The organism is Phenylobacterium sp., from assembly GCF_036821595.1.
GTDB lineage: Bacteria > Pseudomonadota > Alphaproteobacteria > Caulobacterales > Caulobacteraceae > Phenylobacterium.
Genome location: NZ_DAISJG010000001.1, coordinates 251,941 through 269,005, shown reverse-complemented (window position 1 = coordinate 269,005; position 17,065 = coordinate 251,941). Strand labels below are relative to the sequence as shown.

Sequence of the window (17,065 nt, the reverse complement as noted above, 5' to 3'; positions counted from 1 at the left end):
CCGACTGCTGCGGCCTGAAGGAAGCGCGGCCGATGGAAGGACGCGCCCACTGACCGGAGATAAAGGATGTCGCTTCAATCGCAAACGCAGCCCAGGACCCGCGGCCCGCTGCGCTCGGGGTTCGGTCCGCGGTTCGCCCTCAGCATGGCCGCCGCGACCCTGGTGGTCGTCCTGGCGCTCGGTCCGCTATGGGGGCCGATCGTCCGCGCCATCGGCCAGGCGCGGCCGCACGCGCCGGACCTGGCGCTGTTTGAGGCCCTGTCCCCGGCGATCAAGATCCACCTGTTCGCGGCGCTCGCCGCCCTCGTGCTGGGCGCCGTGCTGATGGCGATCCGGAAGGGCCGCCGCTTCCATCGGGTGGCCGGCTGGACCTGGGTCGCCCTGGTCGCGGTGACCGCCGGTTCGACCCTCTTCATCACCAGCCTGACGCCCGGCCGCTGGTCGCTGCTGCACCTGCTGACCGGCTGGGTGCTGATCATCCTGCCGCTGGCGGTGATCGCCGCCCGCCGCCATTCTGTCGCCCAGCATCGGCGCATGATGATGGGCCTGTTCTACGGCGGCTTCGCCATCAACCTGTTCTTCGCCCTGATCCCCGGCCGCACCCTGTGGACGATGTTCCTCGGCTAGGCTGTGGATAGAGCTGCTCTATGGCCGCGCCCTGAGCGGCTCGATGGCTGGCCTCACCTAGCGGAAAAGAGGGTGGTTTTGACGCCCTCACGCGGTTGTCATCGCGGAGGGGGGCGCCTATAACCGCGCCCACTCGCCGCCCCGGGCGAGGCGATTTCCAGCGCCACGGCCTCATGAACATCCACGAACACCAAGCCAAAGCCGTCCTCGCAGAGTTCGGCGTCGCGGTTCCGCGCGGCTATCCGGCCTTCTCCGTCGACGAGGCGGTCAAGGCGGCCGAACAGCTCGGCGGCCCCGTCTTCGTCGTGAAGTCCCAGATCCACGCCGGCGGGCGGGGCAAGGGCCGCTTCGAGGGGCTGGGCCCCGACGCCAAGGGCGGCGTCCGGGTGGTGAAGTCGGTGGACGAGGTGCGCGCCAACGCCGAGGAGATGCTCGGCCGGGTGCTGGTGACCCACCAGACCGGGCCGTCGGGCAAGCAGGTGAACCGCCTCTACATCGAGGAAGGCGCCGCCATCGCCAAGGAATTCTACCTGTCGCTGCTGGTCGACCGCGAGACGAGCTGGGTCTCGGTCGTGGCCTCCACCGAAGGCGGCATGGACATCGAGGAAGTGGCCCACGCCACCCCCGAGAAGATCACCACCTTCTCGGTCGATCCGGTCACCGGCGTGTGGCCGCACCACGGCCTGATGCTGGCCTCGGCGCTGGGCCTGAAGGGCGATCTCGCCAAGCAGGCCGGCAAGCTCCTGTCGCAGCTCTACGCGGCCTTCATGGCCAAGGACATGAGCATGCTGGAGGTCAACCCGCTGATCGTCACGGCCGACGACCAGCTGCGCGTCCTCGACGCCAAGGTGAGCTTCGATTCCAACGCCCTGTTCCGTCAGAAGGACGTGGTGGCGCTGCGCGACGAGAGCGAGGAGGACCCGAAGGAGATCGAGGCCTCCAAGTATGACCTCTCCTACATCGCCCTCGACGGCGAGATCGGCTGCATGGTCAACGGCGCGGGCCTGGCCATGGCCACCATGGACATCATCAAGCTCTACGGCGCCGAGCCGGCCAACTTCCTCGACGTGGGCGGCGGCGCCTCCAAGGAGAAGGTCACGGCGGCCTTCAAGATCATCACCGCGGACCCCAACGTGAAGGGCATCCTGGTGAACATCTTCGGCGGCATCATGCGCTGCGACATCATCGCCGAGGGCGTGGTCGCCGCGGTGAAGGAAGTGGGCCTGCAGGTGCCGCTCGTCGTGCGCCTCGAGGGCACCAACGTCGAGCTCGGCAAGAAGATCATCAACGAGAGCGGACTGAACGTCATCGCGGCCAACGACCTGTCGGACGGCGCGGAGAAGATCGTCAAGGCCGTGCGAGGGGCCGCGTAAGAGACATGTCCATCCTCATCGGCAAAGACACCCGCGTCATCTGCCAGGGCATCACCGGCGCCCAGGGCACCTTCCACACCGAGCAGGCCATCGCCTACGGGACCAAGATGGTCGGCGGCGTGACCCCCGGGAAGGGCGGCCAGAAGCACCTCGACCTGCCCGTGTTCGACACCGTCGGCGAGGCGGTCCGCGAGACCGGCGCAGAGGCGTCCGTGATCTACGTGCCGCCGCCGTTCGCCGCGGACTCCATCCTGGAGGCCATCGACGCCCAGGTGCCGCTGATCGTCTGCATCACCGAGGGCATCCCGGTGACCGACATGATCAAGGTGAAGCGGGCGCTGTCCGGCTCGAAATCCAGGCTGATCGGCCCCAACTGCCCGGGCGTGCTCACCCCCGGTGAGTGCAAAATCGGCATCATGCCGGGCAACATCTTCAAGAAGGGCTCGGTGGGTGTTGTGTCGCGGTCCGGCACGCTTACCTACGAGGCCGTGTTCCAGACCTCTCAGGTGGGCCTCGGCCAGACGACGGCCGTGGGCATCGGCGGCGACCCGGTGAAGGGCACCGAGTTCATCGACGTGCTCGACATGTTCCTGAAGGACCCGGAAACCGAGTCGATCATCATGATCGGCGAGATCGGCGGCTCGGCCGAGGAAGACGCGGCCGAGTTCATCAAGAATTCAGCAATCAAGAAGCCTATGGTCGGCTTCATCGCGGGCCGTACGGCGCCTCCGGGCCGCCGCATGGGTCACGCGGGCGCGATCATCTCCGGCGGCAAGGGCGGGGCCGAGGACAAGATCGCCGCGATGGAGGCCGCGGGCATCCGCGTGTCGCCGTCTCCGGCGAAGCTCGGCGAAACCCTTGTCGAGGTGCTCAAGGGCGCCTGAGACAACACTGTTTAAGCGTATGGGCGGTCCGCGCTCGGCTCCTTGATCAGAAGCTCCGCGGTCCATCCGGGAAGCGGACGAAATGGCGGACGACGCAGGTCTGATCAACGAGGTGCTCGCCGAGACCTCATTCCTCTACGGCGGCAATGCGGCCTTCGTGGAGGATCTCTACGCGAAGTGGGCGGCCGACCCCGGCTCGGTCGAGCCCTCGTGGCAGGCCTTCTTCGCCTCGCTCGCCGACCGCGCCGACGAGGTGAAGCGCGCCGCCCAGAAACCTGCCTGGACGAAGCCGGCCGCGCCCCAGACGCGCCCCGACTGGCTCTCCGCCATCGACGGCATGTGGCCCGCGGTCGAGGCCAAGCTCGGCTCCAAGGTCGCCGAGCGCAAGCCGGCGGCCAGCCAGGACGAGGTCCGCGCCGCCACCCTCGACAGCCTGCGCGCCATCATGATGATCCGGGCCTACCGGATGCGCGGCCACCTGAAGGCCAACCTCGATCCGCTCGGCATCGCCACCACGCCGGGCGACGCCTCCGAGCTCGATCCCGCCACCTACGGCTTCTCGGAAGCCGACTTCGACCGGCCGATCTTCCTCGACTTCGTGCTGGGCCTGGAGACGGCCACCCTTCGCGAGATCCTGGAGATCCTGCGGCGCACCTACTGCGGCAACGTCGGCGTGCAGTACATGCACATCTCCGATCCGAAGGAGAAGGCCTGGCTGCAGGAGCGCATCGAGGGCCGCGACAAGGAGATCGCCTTCACCCGCGAAGGCAAGATCGCCATCCTCAAGAAGCTGATCGAGGCCCAGGGGTTCGAGCAGTTCCTGCACCGCCGCTTCCCCGGCACCAAGCGCTTCGGCCTCGACGGCGGCGAGAGCATGGTCCCGGCGCTGGAGCAGATCATCAAGCGCGGCGGCGCCATGGGGGTGAAGGACATCGTGGTCGGCATGCCCCACCGCGGTCGCCTCAACGTGCTCGCCGCGGTGATGGGCAAGCCCTACCAGGTAATCTTCCACGAGTTCCAGGGCGGCTCGTCGGTGCCCTCGGACATCGAGGGCTCGGGCGACGTGAAGTACCACCTGGGCGCCTCGTCGGACCGCGAGTTCGACGGCAACTCGGTGCACCTGTCGCTGACCGCCAACCCGTCGCACCTGGAGATCGTCAACCCGGTGGTCATCGGCAAGGCCCGCGCCAAGCAGGCCTTCACCCTGCGCGAACAGCCCACCGCCGGCCGCGGCCACGTCCTGCCGCTGCTGCTGCACGGCGACGCCGCCTTCGCCGGCCAGGGCGTGGTGGCCGAGTGCTTCGCCCTGTCCGGCCTGAAGGGCTACGGCGTCGGCGGCACCATGCACTTCGTGGTGAACAACCAGATCGGCTTCACCACCAGCCCGAAGAACTCCCGCTCCTCGCCCTATCCGTCCGACGTGGCGCTGATGGTCGAGGCGCCGATCTTCCACGTGAACGGGGACGACCCCGAAGCCGTGACCTTCGCCGCGAAGGTGGCCACCGAGTACCGGCAGCTGTTCGGCAAGGACGTCGTCGTCGACATGTTCTGCTACCGCCGGTTCGGCCACAACGAGGGCGACGATCCGACGATGACGCAGCCCTTGATGTACGCGAAGATCAAGGACCACCCGTCGGTGCGCGACCTCTACGCCACGCGCCTCGTCGCCGAGGGCGTCGCCACCCAGGCCGAGGTGGATGGCTGGGTGAAGGAATTCAACGACTTCCTCGACCAGGAGTTCGAGGCCGGCAAGGGCTACAAGCCGAACAAGGCCGACTGGCTGGACGGCAAGTGGTCGGGCCTGACCCTGCCGGCCGGCGACGACCGGCACACGACCGGCGTCGCCAAGCAGAAGCTGCTCGACCTGGGCCGCAAGATCACCTCCATCCCCGAGCGGATCAGCGTCCACAAGACCGTGGAGCGGGTGATCCAGGGCCGCCGCGACGCCATCGAGAAGGGCGAGGGGATCGACTGGGCCACGGCCGAGCACCTGGCCTTCGCCACCCTGCTCGACCAGGGTTATCCGGTGCGCCTGTCCGGCCAGGACAGCGTGCGCGGGACCTTTACCCAGCGCCACTCGGGCGTCATCGACCAGAAGAGCGAGGAGATCTACTTCCCGCTCCGCAACCTGGGTCCCGGCCAGGCGCACTTCGAGGTGCTGGACTCGGCGCTGTCGGAAGAGGCGGTGCTCGGCTTCGAGTACGGCTTCTCCTTGACCGACCCGAACACCCTGACCATGTGGGAAGCCCAGTTCGGCGACTTCGTGAACGGCGCCCAGGTGGTCATCGACCAGTTCATCTCCTCGGGCGAGCGCAAGTGGCTGCGGATGAGCGGCCTCGTGATGCTCCTGCCGCACGGCTACGAGGGCCAGGGCCCGGAGCACTCCTCCGCCCGCCTCGAGCGCTTCCTGCAGCTCTGCGCCGAGGACAACCTGCAGGTCATCAATCCGACCACGCCGGCCAACTACTTCCACGCCCTGCGCCGCCAGGTGCTGCGGGAGTTCCGCAAGCCGCTGATCGTCATGACGCCCAAGAGCCTGCTGCGCCACAAGCGGGCGGTCTCGAACCTCTCCGACATGGCCGGCGGCTCCAGCTTCCACCGGGTGATGGTGGACGGCGCCGAGGCCGGCTGCGACGTGGGCGGCGTGACCCTGAAGCCGGACGCCGAGATCAGCCGCGTCATCCTCTGCTCGGGCAAGGTCTACTTCGACCTCCTGGAGCAGCGGGCCAAGACCGGCCGCGACGACATCTACCTGCTGCGCCTCGAGCAGTTCTATCCGTGGCCGCTGAAGTCGCTCTCGAACGAGCTGAAGCGGTTCAGGAACGCCGAACTGGTCTGGTGCCAGGAGGAGCCCAAGAACATGGGCGGCTGGCAGTTCGTCGATCCGTGGCTGGAGCTGACGCTGGAGCGCCTCAACATCAAGGCCAAGCGCGCCCGTTACGTGGGCCGCCCGGCCTCGGCGTCCACCGCCGCGGGCCTGATGAGCCGCCACCTGAAGGAACTCGAAGCCTTCCTCACCGAAGCCTTCGCCTAGACAGAACGATCCGATCCCACCTGTGTTTGTGTTGAGAGACTGAGGAGCGCACCCCCGAAATGGCCGACATCATGACTCCCGCCCTGGGCGAGTCCGTCACGGAAGCCACGGTGGCGCGCTGGACGAAGAAGGCCGGCGACGCCGTCCGCAAGGACGAGATCCTCGTCGAGCTGGAGACGGACAAGGTGAGCCTGGAAGTGGCCGCCCCCGCCGACGGCGTGCTGGAGTCGATCTCGGCCGAGGAAGGCGCCACCGTCGAGCCCGGCGCCGTGCTGGGCCGCATCGCCGAAGGCGCCTCGGCCGGCGCCGCCAAGCCGGCCGCGGCCCCGAAGGCCGCCGCCCCGTCGTCCACGCCCGCCCCGGTCCCGGCCGGCGAACTGCAGCCCGAGGCGACCCCCGGCAAGGCCCCGCCGGTCTCGGCCCCGGTGCCCGACACCAGCCCGTCGCCCAAGGCGAAGTCGGAGGCCGTGCTGGCCCCCTCCGCCCAGCGGATCGCCGCCGAGAACCAGCTCGACACCTCCGCCATCGCCGGCACCGGCAAGGACGGCCGCATCACCAAGGGCGACGCCCTCGCCGCCCTCGAGGCCCGCGCCAAGGCGCCGGCCGCCGCGCCCGCCCCGGCCGCGCCGCGCGCCGTGCACGAGCGCGAGGAGCGGGTCCGCATGACCCGCCTGCGCCAGACCATCGCGCGCCGGCTGAAGGAGGCCCAGAACGCCGCGGCCATGCTCACCACCTTCAATGAGGTGGACATGTCCGGCGTCATGGCCCTGCGCAACGAGTACAAGGACGTCTTCGAGAAGAAGCACGGCGTGAAGCTCGGCTTCATGAGCTTCTTCGTCCGGGCCGTGATCCACGGCCTGAAGCAGGTGCCCGAGGTCAACGCCGAGATCGACGGCCAGGACATCATCTACAAGAACCACTACGACATCTCGGTCGCCGTCGGCACCGAGCGCGGCCTCGTGACCCCGGTCGTCCGCGACGCCGACCTGATGAGCCTCGCCGAGATCGAGAAGGAGATCGGCGCGCTCGGCAAGAAGGCCCGCGACGGCCAGCTGGCGCTGGAGGACCTGCAGGGCGGCACCTTCACCATCTCCAACGGCGGGGTCTACGGCTCGCTGATGTCGACGCCGATCCTCAACGCCCCGCAGTCGGGCATCCTGGGCATGCACAAGATCCAGGAGCGGCCGATGGTGGTGAACGGCCAGATCGTGGTCCGGCCGATGATGTACCTGGCGCTGAGCTACGACCACCGCATCGTCGACGGCAAGGGCGCGGTGACCTTCCTGGTGCACGTCAAGGAAGCCATCGAGGACCCGCAGCGCCTGCTGCTCGACGTCTGATCCGCCGCAGGGGGCGAGGCCCGACGCGGCCCGCGAAGCCTCGCCCCGGCGACCGCAAACCTGTATCCGGGCCGCTGTAACTCCAGGCAGGCAGGATCCATGGCCCAGTACGACGTCGTCATCATCGGGGGCGGCCCCGGCGGCTACAATGCGGGGATCCGCGCCGGACAGCTGGGCCTGAAGGCCGCCTGCGTCGAGATGCGCGGTACGCTGGGCGGCACCTGCCTCAACGTCGGCTGCATGCCGTCCAAGGCCCTGCTGCACGCCTCCGAGCTCTACGACGCGGCCAACGGCGAGTTCGCCACGCTCGGCATCGAGGTGAAGCCGAAGCTCAACCTCGTGCAGATGATGAAGCAGAAGGCCGAGTCCGTGGCCGCGCTGACCAAGGGCATCGAGTTCCTGTTCAAGAAGAACAAGGTCGACTGGGTGAAGGGTCGCGGCCGCATCGCGGGCCCCGGCAAGGTCGAGGTCACGGCTGAGGACGGGTCGGTCCAGACGCTGGAGGCGAAGAACATCGTCATCGCCACCGGCTCGGAACCCACCCCGCTGCCCGGCGTCACCGTGGACAACGAGCGGATCGTCGATTCCACCGGCGCGCTCTCGCTGCCGGAAGTCCCCAAGAGCCTGGTGGTCATCGGCGCGGGCATTATCGGGCTCGAGCTGGGCTCGGTGTGGCGCCGCCTGGGCGCCAAGGTGACAGTGGTGGAGTTCCTTGACCGCATCACCCCCGGCATGGACGCCGAGACCGCCAAGACCTTCCAGCGGTCGCTCACCAAGCAGGGCATGGAGTTCCGCCTGGGGACCAAGGTCACCGGTGCGAGCGCCTCCAAGAAGGGCGTGACCCTGACCCTGGAGCCGGTCGCCGGCGGCGACGCTCAGACGCTCGAGGCCGACTATGTCCTCGTCGCCATCGGCCGCCGGCCGTTCACCGAAGGGCTCGGCCTGGAAACCGTGGGGATCGAGACCGACAAGCGCGGCTTCATCCCGACCGACCACTTCAAGACGTCGGCGCCCGGCGTGTGGGCGACCGGCGACGTGATCCTCGGGCCCATGCTGGCCCACAAAGCCGAGGAGGACGCGGTCGCCTGCATCGAGCTGATCGCCGGCAAGTACGGCCACGTGGACTACAACCTGGTCCCAAGCGTGGTCTACACGAGCCCCGAGGTGGCCTGGGTCGGCAAGACCGAGGAGCAGCTGAAGGAGGAGGGCCGCGCCTACAAGGCCGGCAAGTTCCCGTTCAGCGCCAACAGCCGCGCCAAGATCAACCACGAGACCGAGGGCTTCGTGAAGGTGCTGGCCGACGCCGCCACCGACGAGGTCCTGGGCGTCCACATGATCGGACCGCAGGTCTCCGAGATGGTCGGCGAGTACTGCGTGGCCATGGCCTTCCGCGCCGCCTCCGAGGACGTCGCCCGCACCTGCCACCCGCACCCCACCCGCTCCGAGGCCCTGCGCCAGGCGGCCATGGGCGTCGAAGGCTGGACGATGCAGGCCTGACCGTGGCGGTGGAGGTCCGCCGCGCCCGCCTCGACGAGCTGGCCGCCTGCGCGGACCTCTATGTGCGCGTGCTGCGCGAGACCTTCACCTGGCTGCCGCCCGAGCGGCACCGCCGCGAGGAGTTCCTCCGCGCCGCCCGCGAGGAGGAGGTCTATGTCGCGGTGGAGGACGGCCGCATCCTCGGTCTAGCGGGCTTCTACCGGCCGCAGAACTTCATCCACTCCCTCTATGTGGACGACCGCGGGCGCGGGATCGGCAAGGCGCTGGTCGACCACCTGGCGAGGGTCGCCGGCGGCCCCCTCTCCCTCAAGGTCCAGGAGCCCAACCGCCGCGCCCAGGCCTTCTACGCCCGCGAGGGCTTCGCCTGCGTCGAGCGCGGCCGCGACCCCGGCGCCGACGTGAGCTGGCTGCGTCTGACGCGGGACGGTACGCAAACTTAACTTGCCCACGCCGGTCTGAGGCGTAAGCCTTCCCCGCTCAGCGAAGGGAGGCCTGCCATGCTCGCGCTTCTTCTTGCCGCCCAGTTCTCTGCGCCGACAATGCAGGAACCGCCCGCCAGCCACTTCCGCGTCTACCGCGCGCTGCCGGCGCAGGCCTGCAAGGGGCACGCCCGCTACCAGACCTCGAGCCCCGAGCCCGCCCTGCTGCTGCGGCCGCAGGATCGCATCGGCCCGAAGACCCTGGCCGAGATGCCCATGGGGGAGAAATGCCTCGTGAAGCGGGAGGCGAAGCGATGATCCTGGCTGCTCTGAGCCTCGCCGCCTGGACGGCCGGCGCCCCTCCCGCCCAGTTCCCCGCCGTCCGCTTCGACCCCGGAGCCTGCGACGCGCTCCGCCGCCATGTGCTGGAACGGGCTGCGCCGCGCGGCGTCGGCGCGCCGCGTTACGACGGACGCACACCGCGCAGGCTCGGTGAGCTGCCGCCCGCGGCTGCGGAATACGCGGTGCAGCGCAAGGTGGATGGCTGTCCCCTGCCCGCGCCGGTGGGATACCGCCAGGATTACCTGCTGCCAGGCGCCGCCGATCCTGGCGTCACGCCCTCGGATGAGCGCTCGCGTAGGCGCTGAGCAGGGCGGCGGCGTCCACCTCCGTGTAGCGCTGGGTCGTGGACAGCGAGGCATGGCCCAGCAGTTCCTGGATCGAGCGCAGGTCCGCCCCCGCCCCCAGCAGGTGGGTCGCGAAGGAGTGGCGCAGGGCGTGCGGCGTGGCGCTGGCCGGCAGGCCCAGCCGGCTCCTCAGGGCCTGCACCGTGGCCTGGACGTGACGCGGAGACAGCGCCCCGCCGCGCTTGGCCCTGAACAGCGGGCCGTCGGGGGCCAGCGCGAACGGCGCTTCCGCCAGATAGGCGTCCACGGCCGCCCGCACCGCCGGCAGCACCGGCACGATCCGGGTCTTGGAGCCCTTGCCGGTGATCCGCAGGGCCTCGCCCAGCGGCGCGTCGGCGCGGGTCAGGGACAGCGCCTCGGAAATCCGCAGGCCGCAGCCATAGAGAAGGGTCAGCACCGCCTGGTCGCGGGCGACCTCCCAGTCCTCCCGGTCGGGGTCCAGCGCCGGCTCGGCGATCATGCCGCGCGCCTGGTCCTCGGTGACCGGCCGGGGCGCGCCGGGCTTCACCCGCGGTCCGCGCACGAGGGCGATGGCGGCGTTGGGGGCGTCCAGCCGGCGGTCCAGGAAGCGGTGGAAGGTGCGGACGGCGCTGAGCGCCTGCGACAGCGAGCGCGGCGACAGCGGGTTGTCGCCCTGCCTCAGGTGCGCCAGCCAGGCGCGCACCTCGCCAGCGGTGACCTCCGAGAGGCCCTTCACCGTCAGGCTCTCGCCCCGGTGCTTCTCCAGGAAGGCGATGTAGCGCCGGGCGGCGAAGCCGTAGGCCTCAAGGGTGCGCGGCGAGGCCCGGCGTTCGTGGGCCAGGTGCTCCAGCCACAGCGCCCGGGCCTCGGCGGCCGTCACGGCACAAGTCCCGTCAAAGGACCGGCCAGCGCTCGGCCGTCCGCTCCACCACGCGGGCGAGGAAGGCGACCAGCTCGGCGCCCATGTCGGGGGTGAAGCCCTCCGGGTCGGCCGAGGCGAAGGCGATCAGCCCCTGCCGCGCCGGCTCCCAGATCGCCAGCCTGACCATGGCCATGGACCGTACCAACTCGGCGCGTTCGCCGAACAGGCCGAGCGCCGTGGGCGAGAAGCCCATGGCGTGCAGCCGCTGGTGGCCGCCCAGGATCATGTCCACCTGGCCCTCGACCAGCACCCGCCAGCCGGCCGGCGTGCTCTCCGGCCCCTCCAGGGCCACGACGCCGGCCAGCAGGCCGAAGCGCAGCTGCGCCAGGTCGTCCACACGGCGGGCGAGGTCGGCGTGGTTGCGGCTCTCCAGGAGGTCGATCACCGCCCCGTGGGTCTGGCCCTGGGCGGCGTAGTTCTCCCGCGCCGTCGCCTCGAGCTGCTGGCGGATCGAGGCCTCGTGCTTGTGGGCGGCATGGACGCGGGCCAGGGCGGCGTGGCCGAACTCGACGACATTGTCCGCGGGCTTCAGGCCGAGCTCGGAGAGCAGGGCGGGGTCGTCCCGCACCAGCTCCGGGTGCTCCACGAGGAAGCGCCGGACCTCGGCCTCCAGCGTGATGTCGTCCGCCCTGGCCTCGGCCCCGTCCATGTCGTCCTCGGTGATTACAGGATGGACTGGCCCGTGTTCGCCCAGTCCTTGAGGAATTGATCAAGCCCCTTCTCGGTTAACGGGTGCTTGAAGAGCGCCTGGAAGACGTCGGGCGGGATGGTGGCGCAATCGGCGCCGGCCATGGCGGCCTGGGTCACGTGGCCGGGGCTGCGGATCGAGGCGGCGAGGATCTCGGTGTCGAAGCCGTAGTTGTCGTAGATGGTCCGGATCTCGGTGATCAGGTCCATGCCGTCGGCGCCGTGGTCGTCCAGCCGGCCGATGAAGGGGCTGATGTAGCTCGCGCCGGCCTTGGCCGCGAGCAGGGCCTGGGCGGCGGAGAAGCAGAGGGTGACGTTGGTCAGGATGCCCTCGCGGGCGAACTCGCGGGTGGCGATCAGGCCGTCGCGGGTCAGCGGCACCTTCACCACCACATTGGGCGCGATGGTGGAGAGCTTGCGGCCCTCGTCCAGCATGCCGGCGGTGTCGGCCGCGGCGACCTCGGCGCTGACCGGTCCCTCGACGACGTCGCAGATTTCGGCGATCACCTCCAGCATCTTGCGCCCCGATTTGGCGATCAGGGAGGGGTTGGTGGTGACGCCGTCGACCAGGCCGGTGGCGGCCAGGTCCTTCAGCACGGCCACGTCTGTGGTGTCGAGGAAGAGCTGCATCGATAAGACCCTGCGTTTGAGGGAGACGCTTGTAGCCGCCTTGCGGGAAAGCGCAAAAGGCTCCCGATGAGCCGCATCGCCTCCGTCCTCCTGCCCATGCCCCTGCCCGAGGCCTTCGACTATGCGGAGCCGGACGGCATGGAGCTCGCGGTGGGCGACCAGGTGGCGGCGCCGCTCGGGCCCCGCCTGCTGCGCGGCGTGGTCGTGGGTTTGCGCGAGGGCGCCGGCGGCAACCGTCCGCTGAAGCCGGTGGCCGAGCGGCTGGACGAGCCGCCCCTGCCGCCCGGGACGATCGCCTTCGTGGAATGGGCGGCGCGCTACGCCGTCGACGCGCCCGGCGGACCGCTGGCCATCGCCCTGCGCGGGGCCCGCTGCCCGAAGCCCCGGCCGGTGAAGGTCGTGGAGCTCACGGGGACGCGAACGGCGAAAACCACGCCCGCGCGCCTGAAGGTGATCGAGGCGGCGAGGACTCCCATGAGCCCGGCCGACCTTGCCCGCGCCGCCGGCGTGTCCTCCGGGGTGGTGAAGGGACTGGTGGAGGAGGGCGTCCTCGCCGTTCGCCTTGTCGAGCAGGTCGCCCGCTTCGACGAGCCCGACCTCTCCCGCAGGGGCTCGGAGCTCAATCCCAGCCAGGCCGCCGCCGCCGAGGCGCTGAAGGCCATGCTCTCCGAAGGCGGCTACAAGGCGGCCCTGCTCGACGGGGTCACCGGCTCGGGCAAGACCGAGGTCTATCTGGAGGCCGCCGCCGCGGCCCTGGCGTCGGACCCGGCGGCCCAGGTGCTGATCCTGCTGCCGGAGATCGCGCTGACCCAGGCGGTGATCGGCCGCGTCGCCGCCCGCTTCGGGGCGCAGCCGGGGGAGTGGCACTCCGACGTCGCCCCGCCGGCCCGCCGGCGCGTCTGGGAGGCCGTGGCCAATGGCCGTTGCCGCATCGTGGTCGGGGCCCGATCGGCGCTGTTCCTGCCGTTCCCGAACCTGCGGCTCATCGTCGTGGACGAGGAGCACGACAGCTCGTTCAAGCAGGAGGAGGGGTTCATCTACCACGCCCGGGACCTGGCGGTGGTGCGCGGCAAGATCGAGGACGCCGCCGTGGTCCTGGCCTCGGCGACCCCGTCGCTGGAGAGCCTGCGCAACGCCGAGACCGGACGCTATCGCTGGCTGCGCCTTTCCGCCCGCCACGGGACCGCGCGCCTGCCCGACATCGAGCTTGTCGACCTGCGCCAGACCCCGCCGGAGCCCGGCCGCTGGCTCTCCCCGCCGCTGGTCGCCGCCATGCGCGAGACCCATGCCCGCGGCGAGCAGATCCTGCTGTTCCTGAACCGCCGGGGTTATGCGCCGCTGGTGCTCTGCCGGGCCTGCGGCGAGCGGATGACCGCGCCGGACACCGACTCCTGGCTGGTGGAGCACCGCTACTCCGGTCGGCTCGTCTGCCACCTGACCGGCTTCTCCATGCCCAAGCCCCAGGCCTGCCCGCACTGCGGCGCCAAGGACAGCCTGGTCTCCATCGGGCCGGGCGTGGAGCGGGTGGAGGAGGAGGCCCGCGCGCTGTTCCCGGAGGCGCGGGTCGCGGTGTTCTCGTCGGACACCGTCTTCGACGCGCGGGAGGCCCGGCGGCTCGTCGAGAGCATGGCGGCCGGCGAGATCGACATCCTGGTGGCGACGCAGGCCGCCGCCAAGGGCCACAACTTCCCCAAGCTCACCCTTGTGGGGGTGGTGGACGCCGACCTCGGGCTGCGCGGCGGCGACCTGCGCGCCGCCGAGCGCACCTACCAGCTGCTGGCCCAGGCCACCGGCCGGGCCGGGCGCCGCGACCGGCCGGGCAAGGCGCTGCTGCAGACCTACGCTCCCGACCACGCCGTCATGCAGGCCCTGGCCGCCCAGGACCGCGACGCCTTCGTCGCCGCCGAGATGGAGGAGCGCGCGTTCGCCAAGCTGCCGCCGTTCGGGCGGCTGGCGGCGGTGATCGCCTCCGGGACCGATCCCGGCCAGCTCGACGCCTTCGTCCGGGCCATGGCCGAGGCGGCGCCCAACGCCGAGGGGGTGGAGGTCTACGGGCCCGCCGACGCGCCGCTCGGCCTGGTCCGCGGCCGCCGGCGCAAGCGGTTCCTGGTCCGCGCCGACCGCAACGTCGACCTGTCGGCCTACATGGCCACCTGGCGCGCCCGAGTCCGCCCACCGGCCTCCGTCCGCGTCGCCATCGACATCGACCCCTACAGCTTCCTTTAGCCGCCTAGGTCGGCAGGTTCGCCACCTGCATAGCGGTGAGCGCGTTGAGCTGCGAGGCGCTCATGTAGCCCACCTGGGTCGTGGACAGCGACCGGATCTGGGTCACCGTCAGCGCCGGGATCTGCAGGGTGGTGAGCGCCGCGATCTGGGTGGAGGCCAGGGCGCCGACCACGGTCGTGGAGAGCGAGCCGATCTGGCCGGTGCTGAACGCCGCGATCTGCAGGGCGCTGAACTTGGCGAAGTCGGCCGCCGACATGCCGCTCAGCACCGGCGCCGTCAGGCCCTTCACCTGGGCGGCGGAGAGGCCGCCGATCTGGGTGGCGGAGAGCTGGTAGAACTTGGTCGCTGAGATCGCCCCCACCTGCGGCGAGGTCAGGGCGGCCATCTGGGTCGACGACAGCGAGGTCAGGGCGGTCGCGGAGAAGGCGCCGATCTGGTCGGCGGACAGGGCGGCAAGCTGGGTGGGCGTGAATTCGCCGGCGTCCGTCGCGTTCAGGCTCCACGCCTGGTAGGCCGACAGTCCCTTGATCTGGGCGGTCCCGAACGACCGGATCATGGTGGCGTCCAGCGACGAGAAGTTGGTGGTCGAGAGCGCGCCGATCTGGGTGGCGGTCAGCGCTCGCACCTGGGTCTCCGCGAGACGTTCGAAATCGGTGGGCGTGAGCGCGCTGATCTGCCAGGCGGCCAGGCCCTGGATCTTGGTCGTCGAGAGCGCCTGGATCTGGGTGTCGGAGAGGCTGAACAGGTTCTCCACCGACAGTCCGGCGAGCTGGGCGGCGGAGAGGCCGGCGACCTGGGTCTCGCTCAGCTTGCCGAAGTCGGTGACCGACAGCCCGCCCAGTTGGGTCGCGGTGAGCCCCGCCACCTGGGTGGTGGTCAGGCCCTGGATCTGGGTGGTGGAAAGCGACCCCAGGTGGGTCGCCGCCAGCGCGCCGAGTTGGGTGGAGGAGAGCGCGCCGATCTGGGTCTCGGTCAGCTCGCCGAAATCGGTGGCCGTGAGCGTCCGCAGGACGGTGGCGGTGAGGCCGGCGAGCTGGGTGGTGGTGAGCCCCGCCACCTGGGTTTCGCTGAGGGCGGAGAAGGCGGTGGCCGACAGGGCGCCGAGCTGGGTCGAGGCGAGCGCCGCGGCCTGGGTGGCGCTCAGCGCCGCGGCGGCTCCGGCCGACAGGCTGGCCATCTGGGTGGTGGTGAAACCGGCGATCTGGGTGGCGGCGAACTCGCCCATGTCGGTGGTCGAGAGCTGGGAGAGCTGCACCGCCGACAGGCCTCGCAGCTGGGTGGTGGTCAGGGAGGCCACCTGGGTGGCGTTGAGGTGCGAGAACTTCACGCCCGACAGGCCGCCGAGCTGGGTGGCGCTCAGCACATCCAGCCGGGTCTCATCCAGGGCGGCGAGGTGGGTGGTGCTGAACGCGCTGAGCTGGGCCCCGGACAGCGCCATGAGCTGGTCGGTGTCGAACACGACCGCCGGCGCGAAGTGCTGGATCTGGGTGGTGGAGAGGCCCTTCACCCCCGTGCTCGAGAGCGCGTTCACCTGGGTGGTGGTCAGGGCCTCGATGCCGGAGGTGCTGATCGCGCCCACCTGGGTGGAGCGCAGCGAGCCCAGCTGGGTCTCGCTCAGGCTGCGCAGCCGGGTCTCGGAGAGTCCTGAGATCTGAGCGGCCGAGAGGTAGTTGATCGGCATGCTGGCCCTTGGCGTAAGGCCCCGGGCGCCGCGGCGTCGGCGCCCGAGGTGATTCGCACGGCAAGCTTAAGATAAGGCGGAAGGACGGGCTTAATGAAACCGGCCCTTCCGCCTGCGTCCCGGCGCCTCGCTAGTGCGGCGTATCGCTCCCGCCGCTCCCGGCCCTCCGGTTCGAGGCCCGGCGCGCAGCCATGTTGAGGGCTTCGACCAGGCCCGAGAAGGCCATGGCCGCGTAGATGTAGCCCTTGGGCACGTGCACCCCGAACCCGTCGGCGATCAGCACCGCCCCGATCATCAGCAGGAAGCCGAGGGCGAGCATCACCACGGTCGGGTTGTTATTGATGAAGTTGGCCAGCGGGTCGGCCGCGAACAGCATCACCGTCACCGCCACCACCACGGCGGTCACCATGATCGGCAGGTGCTCGGTCATGCCGACCGCCGTCAGGATGGAATCGACCGAGAACACCAGATCCAGGAGCAGGATCTGCACGATGGCCGAGGCGAAGTTGCGCGCCACGGGGCCCGTGGTGTCCAGCACCCCATGGCCGTCGCCGGGCGCGGTCTTCTCGTGGATCTCGGTCGTGGCCTTCCAGACCAGGAACAGGCCGCCCGCGATCAGGATCAGGTCGCGCCAGGAGAACTGCAGCTCGAAGGACGGCTCGCCGTGCGCGTTCAGCGGCCCCTGCCACGGCAGCGAGAGCACCGGCTGGGTCAGGGTGACGATGAAGGCGAGCGTCGAGAGCAGGCCCAGCCGCATGATCAGGGCGAGCGAGATGCCGATCCGGCGCGCCTTGCTGCGCTGGTGCTCGGGCAGCTTGTTGGAGAGGATCGAGATGAAGATCAGGTTGTCGATCCCGAGGACCACTTCCATGACGATCAGGGTGATCAGCGCCGCCCATGCGGCGGGGTCGCTCAAGAGGGCCGGAATGCTGTCCATCGGGGGTTCGTCTCTCTCCGTCGCTTGTGGCCCGGCCATATCTACTGGACCGCGCGCGCCTGCCTAGCCCGTAGCGTCGCAGGAGTTTTATCCACAGACGATTGCCTGCCTCTCATTTTCGTGAACGAGGCGAGTCCGGCGCTCCAGCACTTGGCCGCAGC

The 17,065-nt window shown here is 70.2% G+C and carries 15 protein-coding genes; 10 read left to right on the top strand and 5 right to left on the bottom strand.

Going from position 1 to position 17,065, the window contains the following annotated elements; all coding sequences use genetic code 11:
• Positions 1 to 66 precede the first annotated feature (66 nt).
• From V7Z97_RS01395 to V7Z97_RS01355, 9 genes are all read left to right on the top strand, one after another.
• Positions 67 to 627: a DUF2306 domain-containing protein gene (locus V7Z97_RS01395; protein WP_334160901.1), complete on the top strand. Its 561-nt coding sequence runs from the start codon at positions 67 to 69 to the stop codon at positions 625 to 627.
• Between the two features lie 173 nt (positions 628 to 800).
• Positions 801 to 2,000 (top strand): ADP-forming succinate--CoA ligase subunit beta, encoded by a 1,200-nt coding sequence (sucC, locus tag V7Z97_RS01390; protein WP_334160900.1) that lies wholly within the window; start codon positions 801 to 803, stop codon positions 1,998 to 2,000.
• Between the two features lie 5 nt (positions 2,001 to 2,005).
• The gene (sucD, locus tag V7Z97_RS01385) at positions 2,006 to 2,884 is read left to right on the top strand and encodes a succinate--CoA ligase subunit alpha (protein ID WP_334160899.1); all 879 of its coding nucleotides are present in this window, start codon (positions 2,006 to 2,008) and stop codon (positions 2,882 to 2,884) included.
• An 82-nt stretch (positions 2,885 to 2,966) separates the two neighbouring features.
• Positions 2,967 to 5,918 (top strand): 2-oxoglutarate dehydrogenase E1 component, encoded by a 2,952-nt coding sequence (locus V7Z97_RS01380; protein WP_334160898.1) that lies wholly within the window; start codon positions 2,967 to 2,969, stop codon positions 5,916 to 5,918.
• A gap of 59 nt (positions 5,919 to 5,977) precedes the next feature.
• Entirely contained in the window at positions 5,978 to 7,258 is a 1,281-nt protein-coding gene (gene odhB / locus V7Z97_RS01375; RefSeq protein WP_334160897.1) for a 2-oxoglutarate dehydrogenase complex dihydrolipoyllysine-residue succinyltransferase, read from the top strand.
• Between the two features lie 99 nt (positions 7,259 to 7,357).
• Positions 7,358 to 8,755, top strand: coding sequence for a dihydrolipoyl dehydrogenase (lpdA, locus tag V7Z97_RS01370; protein WP_334160896.1), 1,398 nt, complete (start codon positions 7,358 to 7,360; stop codon positions 8,753 to 8,755).
• A gap of 2 nt (positions 8,756 to 8,757) precedes the next feature.
• Complete coding sequence (locus tag V7Z97_RS01365) at positions 8,758 to 9,195, top strand: GNAT family N-acetyltransferase (RefSeq protein WP_334160895.1); 438 nt, start codon at positions 8,758 to 8,760, stop codon at positions 9,193 to 9,195.
• A gap of 57 nt (positions 9,196 to 9,252) precedes the next feature.
• Complete coding sequence (locus V7Z97_RS01360) at positions 9,253 to 9,492, top strand: hypothetical protein (RefSeq protein WP_334160894.1); 240 nt, start codon at positions 9,253 to 9,255, stop codon at positions 9,490 to 9,492.
• Complete coding sequence (locus V7Z97_RS01355) at positions 9,489 to 9,821, top strand: hypothetical protein (RefSeq protein ID WP_334160893.1); 333 nt, start codon at positions 9,489 to 9,491, stop codon at positions 9,819 to 9,821. Before V7Z97_RS01360 ends, V7Z97_RS01355 begins: the two co-directional genes overlap by 4 nt.
• Here V7Z97_RS01355 and V7Z97_RS01350 read toward each other — a convergent pair.
• From V7Z97_RS01350 to fsa, 3 genes are read right to left on the bottom strand one after another with little or no spacing between them, the layout of a single operon-like run.
• Positions 9,787 to 10,701, bottom strand: a complete 915-nt coding sequence (locus V7Z97_RS01350; protein ID WP_334160892.1) for a tyrosine recombinase XerC — start codon at positions 10,699 to 10,701, stop codon at positions 9,787 to 9,789. The genes V7Z97_RS01355 and V7Z97_RS01350 overlap by 35 nt on opposite strands.
• Positions 10,702 to 10,714: 13 nt before the next feature.
• Complete coding sequence (locus V7Z97_RS01345; RefSeq protein ID WP_334160891.1) at positions 10,715 to 11,392, bottom strand: DUF484 family protein; 678 nt, start codon at positions 11,390 to 11,392, stop codon at positions 10,715 to 10,717.
• Between the two features lie 14 nt (positions 11,393 to 11,406).
• The gene (gene fsa / locus V7Z97_RS01340) at positions 11,407 to 12,060 is read right to left on the bottom strand and encodes a fructose-6-phosphate aldolase (RefSeq protein WP_334160890.1); all 654 of its coding nucleotides are present in this window, start codon (positions 12,058 to 12,060) and stop codon (positions 11,407 to 11,409) included.
• A gap of 66 nt (positions 12,061 to 12,126) precedes the next feature.
• Here fsa and V7Z97_RS01335 point away from each other — a divergent pair, with 66 nt between their 5' ends.
• A complete protein-coding gene (locus V7Z97_RS01335; RefSeq protein WP_334160889.1) occupies positions 12,127 to 14,286 on the top strand; it encodes a primosomal protein N' in 2,160 nt (719 codons plus the stop codon).
• Between the two features lie 4 nt (positions 14,287 to 14,290).
• Here V7Z97_RS01335 and V7Z97_RS01330 read toward each other — a convergent pair whose 3' ends face one another.
• Positions 14,291 to 15,967 carry an ice nucleation protein gene (locus V7Z97_RS01330; protein WP_334160888.1) on the bottom strand — a complete coding sequence of 559 codons (1,677 nt, stop codon included), beginning with the start codon at positions 15,965 to 15,967 and terminating at the stop codon, positions 14,291 to 14,293.
• A 130-nt stretch (positions 15,968 to 16,097) separates the two neighbouring features.
• Positions 16,098 to 16,904, bottom strand: coding sequence for a TerC family protein (locus tag V7Z97_RS01325; protein ID WP_334160887.1), 807 nt, complete (start codon positions 16,902 to 16,904; stop codon positions 16,098 to 16,100).
• Between the last annotated feature and the right edge of the window lie 161 nt (positions 16,905 to 17,065).